Raw genomic sequence first — 9,050 nt, forward strand, 5'->3', positions numbered from 1 at the left:
ACGCCGATGACACTCAAGGAACCGATCACCCTCGCGGAGGCCCTCGCCCCGCCGGTGGTGGACTACCCGCAGGACGGATCGGTGCGCCCCGTGCGGCGCCACGTGTGGGAGCCGGTGGAGACCGCCGCGCTCCCGCCGGGCGCCGCCCCCGGGCTGCGCGGGCGCTCGATCGCGGTGGTCGGTGGCCGGGAGGCCACCGCCGCCGCGGTCGCCGCGGCGCTCACCGCGGCCGGGGCGGCGGTGCACCGGCTCGCCCCGCCCGCCGAGGGGCAGCTCGGCGGCTTCGCCGAGGCCGCGGCGGCCCTGTTCGCCGCGGCCGGGCGGATCGACGGGATCGTCGACCTCAACCTGGAGGAGCCCTTCGACCGCAGCGGCCCGGACGGCTGGGAGGCGCCGTTCCGGCAGACGGTCGCGATGCTCCAGGCCTGCTTCGCGGACTGGATCACCGAGACCGACGCGGTGCGGCTGTTCTACCTGCCGGTCACCTGGCTGGGCGGCCGGATGGGCTTCGGCGCGGACCGGGTCGAGCAGCCGCTCGGCGGCCTGTGGGCGGGGCTCGCCAAGGGCCTGCCCCGGGAGGTCCCGAACTGCAACATCAGAATCCTCGACCTCACCGCCGAGCACTCGGCGGAGGAGATCGGCGAGCTGGTGAGCCGGGAGCTCTACCGCTGGGGCGCGTTCGAGATCGGCCACCACGGCGGCCGCCGCTACAGCCTGCGGGCCCGGCACGCCCAGCCCGCCCCGCCGGTCCGCGCGCTGCGGCCCGGCGACACGGTGGTGATGTCCGGCGGCGGGCGCGGCATCGGCTACGCGCTGGCCCGTTCGCTCGCCGAGGAGTTCGGCGCGCGGGTGGTGGTCAGCGGCCGCGGCGCGGTGCCCGACCCGGCGGCCGTCCCGGCGCTGGAGTTCGACGAGCGGGAGTTCCGGCGCTACCGGGACGAGCGGCTGCGGGAGGCCGTGGCCGCGCGCCGGGTGCCGCAGGTCCGCGGCGAGCTGGAGAAGCTGGCCCAGGACCGCGAGCTGTGGGCGAACCTCGCCTCGGCCCGCGAGGACGGTCTGCGGATCGACTACGTGCAGTGCGACATCACCGATCCCGGGCAGGTCGCCCGGCTGGTCGACGAGGCCGGCGACCGGCTGGCCGGGGTCGTCCACAACGCGGGCGTGGACGTGCCGGTGCGGCTGCCGGGCAAGACCGAGCAGATCGTCTCGCTGGTCGTCCGGGTCAAGGTCGGGGGCTTCCTCAACCTGCTGCGGGCGGTCGCGGACCGGCCGCCGCTGGCGTTCTTCTGCAGCGTCGGCTCGCTGACCGGCCGCTGGGGCGGCATGGTCGGCCAGCTCGACTACGGGGCCGCCAACGAGGCGCTGAGCCGGCTCGGGCTGTGGGCCTCGCAGGACGGCGAGCAGTCGGGCCGGGTCCGGCGGACGCCGGTGTCCACGGTCTGCTGGCCGACCTGGGAACGCCTCGGGATGATCACCAACTACGAGGCCACGCTGCGCTACATGTCGGCGGTGGACGTCCGCGAGGGCCTCCACCACTGGAAGCGGGAGCTGTTCTCCGGCGGCAGCGGCGAGTCGACGTTCATCGGCGACGTCGGTCCGGCGATGCTGCCGTCCGTGCTGCGCGGCTACCAGCAGGACACCGGCCTGCCCGGGATCGAGCGGCTCGCCGCGAGCCGCTACTACCTGGGCGAGCCGCTGGACTTCCGGCCGTACGCCGCACTGACCACGGAGCACCGGCTGCCGGCCGGGGAGCTGCCGTGCTGCGACGACTTCCGGGTCGGTGGCGAGCCGGCGCTGCCGGTCTCGCTCTGCCTGGAGTACTTGAGGGCGGCCGGTGACTGGGTGCTGCCGGAGAACGGGGACCAGCTGCGGTTCGCCGAACTCCGGGACCTGGACGTGGACCTGGCAGAGCTGCGGGTCGGTCCGGGGCGGCGGACGGCGGTGCTGACCCGGCACGCCGAGGGCCGCTGGGCGCCGGACGGCGGCTGGCTGGTCGCGGTCACCCTGGAGCGCGAGGGGCGGCGGCTCGCCACCGCCGAACTGGTCTACCGGGCCGGGGAGTTGCCGCCGGAGCAGGCGGTGCTGCCGCCGACCGGCGCGCTGGGCGCGGAGGACGTGGCACCGCCCGCGCCGGGCGGCGCGCTCGGCTGGAGCGGGCACGCCTTCCGGCTGGCCGCCTGGCAGCGGGACGCCGTGGGCGGCCGGCTGTACGGGCGCGCCGAGCCGGGGCGGACGGCCGATCTGCTGCTCGCCTCGCCGGCGCCCGACTCGGCCCTTCCGCTCCACCAGTTGGAGAACCTGCTGCGGGCCGCCTGGCTGGCCCAGGCGCCGGACGCGTCCGGCGGGGCCGGGTCGGTGCGGCGGCTCACGGTGGAGCGGCTGTCCGTCACGCCGTCGGCCGGGGAGGGCACCGTCCTGCTGGTCGGCACCCCGGACGGCCGCGACTGGACCGGCTACCACCCGGTCGAGCTCTTCGAACCCTGCCCGGTGGTGCTCCGGGTGACCGGCCTGCGCCACCACTGACACCGGACGGCCCAAGACCCACCACCGACACCGGACGGTCGGAGCCCGGCCGTCCGGTACCGACCGAATCACCGTGCCCCGGGGCACGGCACGACACCACCAGGGGGATCCGTTGACCACGATCGTTGACCGGTCGAAGGCCTATTGCGTCGTGGGCGCCGGGGCAGGTGGCCTGTCCGCCGGCAAGAACCTGCGGGAGTTCGGCATCGAGTTCGACGTGATCGAGCGCGCCGACGACGTGGGCGGCAACTGGTACGGCGGCAACACCTACAGCGCCGCCTACGACTCGGTGCACCTGATCACGTCCAAGCCCTACATCCAGTACGACGACTTCCCGATTCCGGAGCACTTCCCGACCTACCTCGGCCGGGAGCACGCGCACGCCTATCTGCGCTCCTACGCCGAGCACTTCGGGGTGTACGAACACGTCGAGTTCAGCCGCACGGTGGAGTCGATCGAGCGCCGGGACGGCTCGCCGGACTGGTTCGTGACCCTGGACGGGGGCGAAGTCCGCCGCTACGCCGGGGTGGTGATCGCCAACGGCCACAACTGGAGCCCCCGGTACCCGGAATACCCGGGCACCTTCGACGGGGAGGTCATGCACTCCTGCGAGTACCGCGACCCGGAGCCGCTGCGCGGCAAGCGGGTGCTGGTGGTCGGCGGCGGCACCTCCGGCTGCGACATCGCGGTGGAGTCCTCGCAGAACGCCGCGTCGACCTCGCTCAGCATCCGCCGGGGCTGCTACTACTGGCCGAAGTACCTGTTCGGGATGCCGACCGACGTGCTGTACGAGAACGTCCTGAAATGGCGCATGCCCCGGCCGGTGGTGCGCTTCTTCGGTAGTCTCTTCCTGCGGCTCAACAGTGCCGGACGGCCGGAGCAGTACGGACTGCCCAAGCCGTCGCACAAGTTGCTGGAGGAGCATTTCGTCATCAATTCGACGCTCCTCTACCACTTGGGGCACGGTGATATCGGGGCGAAGCCGGACATCGCCGAACTCCGGGGCAACCGGGTGAAGTTCAGCGACGGGACCGAGGAGGCGTACGACGTGATCGTCTACGCCACCGGTTACCGGATGACCGAGTTCCCGTTCATCGACCGCAAGTACTTGAACTGGAACGGGCGCACTCCGCAATTGCACCTCAGCGCCTTCCACCCCGAGTACGACAACCTTTTTGTCATCGGTTACTTCCAGACTTCCACCGGCAACTGGCCGATCATGGATTACCAGTCCCAGCTCATGGCCCGCTACCTGCACCTGCTGCGCACCGACCCGCGACGGGCGTCCTGGTTCAAGCAGGCCAAGGCCACGCCGATGGCGGGGTCCGAGCTGAACGGCGGCATCCAGTACTACGACTCCGAGCGGCACTGGCTCCAGGTCGAGCACTTCTCCTACCGGGCCATGCTCCGCAAGCTGGTCCGCCGGATGAACGCCGACCCGTCGCCCGCCGCGCGCAACCGGGGCACCGCACCCGGAGCCGGCGGCACCGGCCCCGCGGAGCAGGCCAACGCGCCGGCGGCGACCCGGCTGAGGAGCCACGCATGATGGACCTGATCGCACGGCTGGCGAACCGGCACGGCCGGGTGATGGTGCTGTGCGCCGTGGTGGTGGCCGCGGTGGCGGCCTTCATCGGCGCGCCCGTCGTCACAACGCTGACCGGCGGCAACCCGGACTTCGTCACTCCGGGTTCGGGCAGTGTCCGGGCGGACGACCGGATCGGCGCGGCCACCGGCATCCAGAGCGACGGCGGCATCATCGCCCTCGTCGACACCGGCGCCCCGGTGGACGACCCCCGCACCCGGGCGGAGGTCGACAAGGTCGCCGGGCTGATGGCCGGGGACCCGACCTTCGCCGACGTCCTGACGTACTACCGGACCCAGGACAAGAACCTGGTCTCCAACGACGGGCAGCGGACGATCGTGGTCGGCCGGCTCAAGGACAGCGCTGAGGACCACTACCAGGACGCCGTCGACCGGCTGTCCGACCGGCTCGACGGCGACGCCGCGGTCAAGCTCGGCGGCAGCGAGGTGGTCGGCAACCAGGTCGTCAGCACCGTCCAGCACGACCTGGAGCGGGCCGAACTCCTGGCCTTCCCGGTGCTGTTCCTGCTCTCGCTGTGGATCTTCCGCAGTCTGGTGGCCTCGGCGCTGCCGCTGGTCATCGGCGGCCTGAACGTCGTGCTCACCCTGTTCGGGCTGCGGGTGGTCGACCAGTTCACCCCGATGTCGATCTTCTCGCTCAACCTGGTCACCGCGCTCGGCCTCGGCCTCGCCATCGACTACAGCCTGCTGATCGTCTCCCGCTTCCGCAGCGAGATGACGGTCGAGCCCGACATCGACCGGGCGATCCGGGTCACCCTGCACACCGCGGGCCGCACCATCCTGTTCAGCTCGCTCACCGTGAGCGCCGCGATGGCCTCGCTGTTCGTCTTCCGCCAGCGCTTCCTCTACTCGATGGCGGTCGGCGGCCTGCTGGTCTCCGCCTCGGCGCTGCTGGTCGCGCTGCTGGTACTGCCCGCGATGCTGCGGCTGCTCGGCCGGCACATCGACTTCCTGGCCCCGGCCCGCTTCCGCCGCTCGCTGGAGGCGCCGGAGAACACCGACGGCGGCTGGTTCGCGCTGGCCCGGGGTGTGATGCGGCGGGCCCCGCTGGTCGCGGTCGGCGCCGGCGCGCTGCTGGTGCTGCTCGGACTGCCGTTCCTGAAGGTCGCCTTCACCACCGTCGGCCCGTCCTCGCTGCCCACCAGCACGAGCAGCCGCTCGGTCGCCGACACCCTGCGCGCCGACTTCCCGGCCGACCCGCTGGAGTCCGTGCAGGTCGTGGTCGCGGCCGGTGGCGACACGGCGGGCGCGCAGCCCCGGATGGACGCGCTGCGCGACCGGATCGCGGCCCTGCCCGGCGCGGCGGCCGTCACCCCGGCGGTGGCGCTGAACGCGGACACCTGGCTGCTCCAGGTCACCCCCCGGGAGCCCGGTCTCAGCGGGGAGAGCCAGACCCTGGTCAAGGACGTCCGGGCGCTCTCCGGCCCGGACGAGGTCCTGATCGGCGGGCAGACCGCCACCTTCGTCGACCTGGAGGACAGCCTCACCGGCCGGCTCCCGGCCGCCGCGCTGATCGTCTTCCTCACCAGCATGCTGGTGCTGCTGCTGATGACCGGCTCGCTGGTGCTGCCGCTCAAGGCCGTGCTGATGAACCTGCTCACCCTCGCCGCGACCTTCGGCATCCTGGTCTTCGTCTTCCAATGGGGCCACGGGGCCGGACTGTTCGGCACCGAGGCGCAGAACGCGCTGGACGCCACCCAGCCGGTGCTGCTGTTCGCGATGGTCTTCGGACTCTCCACCGACTACGGCGTGTTCCTGCTCGCCCGGATCAAGGAGGCCAGGGACGCCGGGGTCGGCGAGGCCGAGTCCGTCGCCCAGGGGCTGGGCCGCACCGGCCGGGTCGTGACCGCGGCGGCGGTGCTGTTCTGCGTCGCCCTGGGCGCGCTCGCCACCTCCGAGATCGTGTTCATCAAGGAACTCGGGCTCGGCACCGCGCTGGGCGTGCTGCTGGACGCCACCATCGTCCGGGCGCTGCTGGTGCCCTCGTTGATGCGTCTGCTCGGCCAGTGGAACTGGTGGGCCCCGGCTCCGCTCCGGTGGCTGTACGAACGATTCGGGCTCCGTGAGGGCGGGGCGCCGCCGCTGGCCGTCGAGAAGTCGTAAGGTTTTGACGCACCGTCACCACTATCGACCGGCCTGTCTACGACCAGAGGTGGAAACGTGTACCACGCCATTGTCCGGCGCAACCTCCGTAATTCCTTCGCCGACGTCAACCGAGGCAACTACGCTGCCATCGTGCGGCAGTTCACCCCCGACGCGGAGCACTGGTTCTCCGGCGCGCACGCGCTGTCGGGCGGGCGCGACACCGCCGAGCAGATCCAGCGGTGGTACGACCGGCTGGCGGAGGTCATGCCCGACCTGCGCTTCGAGTTGAAGAAGGTCGTCGCCAAGGGCTGGCCCTGGGACACCGTGGCCTTCGCCGAGTGGGTCGACCACCTGACCGACCGCGAGGGCAACCGCTACTCGAACCAGGGCGTGCACGTGGTCCGGATCAAGTGGGGAAAGATCACCGAGCTCCACATCTACTGCGACACCGAGCTGCTGGAATCGGTGCTGGACAAGCTGGGCGAGCAGGGCGTCGGTGAGGCCGTCGCCACGCCGGTCGGCAGCCCCGGCCCGTTCCGCGAGGCGCGCGTCGGCAGGTGACGCGCGCGGGTACGCCGACGCGGGCGGTCCGGTGACACCGGGCCGTCCGTCGTCGTTCGGGGTGGATGCGGATGCGGATGCGGGAGTGGGGGAGGGCGAATGAACGCGCAGGATCCGGGGACGGTCGAGCTGTGGCTGCTCGAAGCCGCCGCCGTACCGGTGGGACCGGCCGAGCTGGACGGCCTCGACGAGGAGGAGCACCGGCGGGCCGGGCGCTTCGTCCGGGACGCCGACCGGGAGGTCTACCTGGCCGCGCACGTCGCGCTGCGGCACGTGCTCGGCCGGCGCCTGGGGCTCGCCCCGGCGGAGCTGGCCTTCGGCCGGGAGGCGTGCCCCGGCTGTGCCGAGCCGCACGGGCGGCCGAGGCTGGCCGGTGACCCGGCGGGGGCTCTTGATGGGGCCACTGCCGGAGCCCCTGCCGGAGCCCCTGCCGGAGCCCCTGCCGGAGCCCCGCACTTCTCGCTGTCCCACGGCGGCGGCCGGGTGCTGATCGGCCTGGCCGACGCCCCCGTCGGCGTGGACGTGGAGCCGCTGCCCTCGGCCGACAGCGCGGAGGTGCTCGCCACGACGCTGCACCCGGGTGAGCAGGCCGAACTCGCGGACGTCCGGCCGGCGGACCGCCCCGGCGCGTTCGCCCGGCTGTGGACCCGCAAGGAGGCGTACCTCAAGGGCCTCGGCATCGGTCTCGGCCGCCCGCCCGCCGCCGACTACCTCGGCACCGCCGATCCCGGGCGCCGTCCGGCCGGCTGGGCCGTCACCGATGTACCGGCCGGGCCCCGGCATGCCGCCGCGGTGGCGCTGGCCGGGGGCGGCGCGGCGGTGGGGTACCGGCTGCGGCACAGCCTGGGCTGAGGCCCGTCGGTGGTGCCGTTCTCAGAGGCCGGGGCCGGGTTCGGGTTCGGGTTCGGGGTCGTGGGCGTCCGGGCCGAGGAGCAGCTCCTCGGTGCCGGGGGCGAGCGAGGCGCCGAGGCCGACCAGGCGGGCGGTGGGGTGGTGGACGCGCAGGTACGCGTTGCAGACGGCGCGGGCGGTCGACTCGGACTCGGCGAGGGTCGGGAGCGCGAGGAAGAGCACGACGTCGGCCGAGGTGGTGCGGCCGTCGACGTGGACGTGCTCCACGCCGGTCGGGCGGGGGAGGGCGCGTCGGAGTTCGGCGGCGTCGGGTGCGCCGTCCGGGAAGTCGAGTCGGGCCAGGATGAGGTGCATCGGGATTCCGGCCGGGGGTCGGTCGTGGTGTCGACCGGCCCCCGGAGATAGACGTCAACAGATCTGAGGATAAACGGAACTGACGCTCAGTCGAGAACGAAGCCGTTGCCCGGGCGGTCGGCCCGGCTGCGGCGGTTGTCCAGGTGCACGAAGGTGCGGTGCAGCCAGCGGTCCCGGCCGTCGTAGCGCGGCTCGAACGACGTCCGGCCGTGCACGGACAGCCGGTTGTCGACGAAGGCCATCTCGCCCGGCTGGAGCACCAGCATCGCGCCGACGTCCAGCAGCGCGTCGCGCAGCACCTCCAGGGCGGCGCGGCCGTCCTCGTCGAGCGCGGTGGTGGCGCTGAAGTCGACCCGGATGTCCGGGTCGTCGGGGTCGCCCTCCAGCACGGCGTGCTGCGGGGTGGCGTCACCGGCGGAGAACGACGGCGGCGGCTCGGTGACGAAGCGCGAGGTGCGGAGCACCGCGGCGACCTCGTCCGGGACGAGCAGCAGCGCCCGCCGGATCGAGGAGACCAGCGTCCCGGCCGTGCCGGTGTGGTCGTTGCGCAGGCACAGCAGGCTGACGTAGTCCGGGCGGCGGGGGTGGAAGGCGTTCTCGACGTGCAGTTCGAGCAGGGTCGAGCCGGCGTTGCTCTGCGACTCCTCGCGGCCCGGCACCGGGACGACGTTCTGCACCAGGGCGCCGGACTTCTCCTCCCGGTAGGCGATGACCTCTCCGAGCGCCAGGCTGATCAGCGCCGAGACGGCGGCCTGCGGCGTGGCGGCGCGCTCGACCGACTCCGGGACGGTGGGCGTCAGCCGCATGACGTCCTCGAAGACCGGCAGGTTGCGCAGGATCAGCAGCCCGTCCGGGCCCGGGTCGTGGCGGTAGTCGCGGATCTCCTCCAGGACGCGGGCCGGCAGTCGGCAGGCGAGCTTGCGGGCAGCGTCCATCCAGGCGCGCTGGTCGATCAGACGCGGCGGCACCTGGGCGAGGGCCTCGGCGAGCCCGGCGACCTCCCGGCGTTCCTGGTCGGTCAGGGTCAGGCCGGTCGTCGCCTGGATCGGCGCCGGAAGGGCTGTGGTCATGGT

7 protein-coding genes are annotated in these 9,050 nt (G+C 73.1%); 5 read left to right on the forward strand and 2 right to left on the reverse strand.

Features of this window, described 5'->3' with window-relative positions:
- Nucleotides 1-6: 6 nt before the first annotated feature.
- From OG715_RS23910 to OG715_RS23930, 5 genes are all read left to right on the forward strand, one after another.
- On the forward strand, nucleotides 7-2,523 hold the full coding sequence (locus tag OG715_RS23910) for a KR domain-containing protein (RefSeq protein ID WP_266270915.1): 2,517 nt from the start codon (nucleotides 7-9) through the stop codon (nucleotides 2,521-2,523).
- 112 nt (nucleotides 2,524-2,635) lie between these two features.
- The gene (locus OG715_RS23915; protein WP_266270916.1) at nucleotides 2,636-4,069 is read left to right on the forward strand and encodes a flavin-containing monooxygenase; all 1,434 of its coding nucleotides are present in this window, start codon (nucleotides 2,636-2,638) and stop codon (nucleotides 4,067-4,069) included.
- On the forward strand, nucleotides 4,066-6,228 hold the full coding sequence (locus tag OG715_RS23920) for an MMPL family transporter (protein ID WP_266270917.1): 2,163 nt from the start codon (nucleotides 4,066-4,068) through the stop codon (nucleotides 6,226-6,228). Before OG715_RS23915 ends, OG715_RS23920 begins: the two co-directional genes overlap by 4 nt.
- Nucleotides 6,229-6,285: 57 nt before the next feature.
- Complete coding sequence (locus tag OG715_RS23925) at nucleotides 6,286-6,771, forward strand: nuclear transport factor 2 family protein (RefSeq protein WP_045941200.1); 486 nt, start codon at nucleotides 6,286-6,288, stop codon at nucleotides 6,769-6,771.
- A 99-nt stretch (nucleotides 6,772-6,870) separates the two neighbouring features.
- Nucleotides 6,871-7,623: a 4'-phosphopantetheinyl transferase family protein gene (locus OG715_RS23930; protein WP_266270918.1), complete on the forward strand. Its 753-nt coding sequence runs from the start codon at nucleotides 6,871-6,873 to the stop codon at nucleotides 7,621-7,623.
- A 21-nt stretch (nucleotides 7,624-7,644) separates the two neighbouring features.
- Here OG715_RS23930 and OG715_RS23935 read toward each other — a convergent pair whose 3' ends face one another.
- Both OG715_RS23935 and OG715_RS23940 read right to left on the reverse strand, forming a co-directional pair.
- Nucleotides 7,645-7,977, reverse strand: coding sequence for a hypothetical protein (locus OG715_RS23935; protein ID WP_266270919.1), 333 nt, complete (start codon nucleotides 7,975-7,977; stop codon nucleotides 7,645-7,647).
- An 86-nt stretch (nucleotides 7,978-8,063) separates the two neighbouring features.
- Nucleotides 8,064-9,047, reverse strand: a complete 984-nt coding sequence (locus OG715_RS23940; RefSeq protein ID WP_266270920.1) for a TauD/TfdA family dioxygenase — start codon at nucleotides 9,045-9,047, stop codon at nucleotides 8,064-8,066.
- Between the last annotated feature and the right edge of the window lie 3 nt (nucleotides 9,048-9,050).

This window comes from Kitasatospora purpeofusca (assembly GCF_036010405.1).
Classification (GTDB): domain Bacteria; phylum Actinomycetota; class Actinomycetes; order Streptomycetales; family Streptomycetaceae; genus Kitasatospora; species Kitasatospora purpeofusca.

What these genes read in the sequence shown, in the direction of transcription:
- OG715_RS23930 (WP_266270918.1), top strand. Translation starts at nt 6,871, where the DNA reads ATGAACGCGCAGGATCCGGGGACGGTCGAGCTGTGGCTGCTCGAAGCC.
- OG715_RS23935 (WP_266270919.1), bottom strand. Translation starts at nt 7,977, where the DNA reads ATGCACCTCATCCTGGCCCGACTCGACTTCCCGGACGGCGCACCCGAC.
- OG715_RS23920 (WP_266270917.1), top strand. Translation starts at nt 4,066, where the DNA reads ATGATGGACCTGATCGCACGGCTGGCGAACCGGCACGGCCGGGTGATG.
- OG715_RS23910 (WP_266270915.1), top strand. Translation starts at nt 7, where the DNA reads ATGACACTCAAGGAACCGATCACCCTCGCGGAGGCCCTCGCCCCGCCG.
- OG715_RS23940 (WP_266270920.1), bottom strand. Translation starts at nt 9,047, where the DNA reads ATGACCACAGCCCTTCCGGCGCCGATCCAGGCGACGACCGGCCTGACC.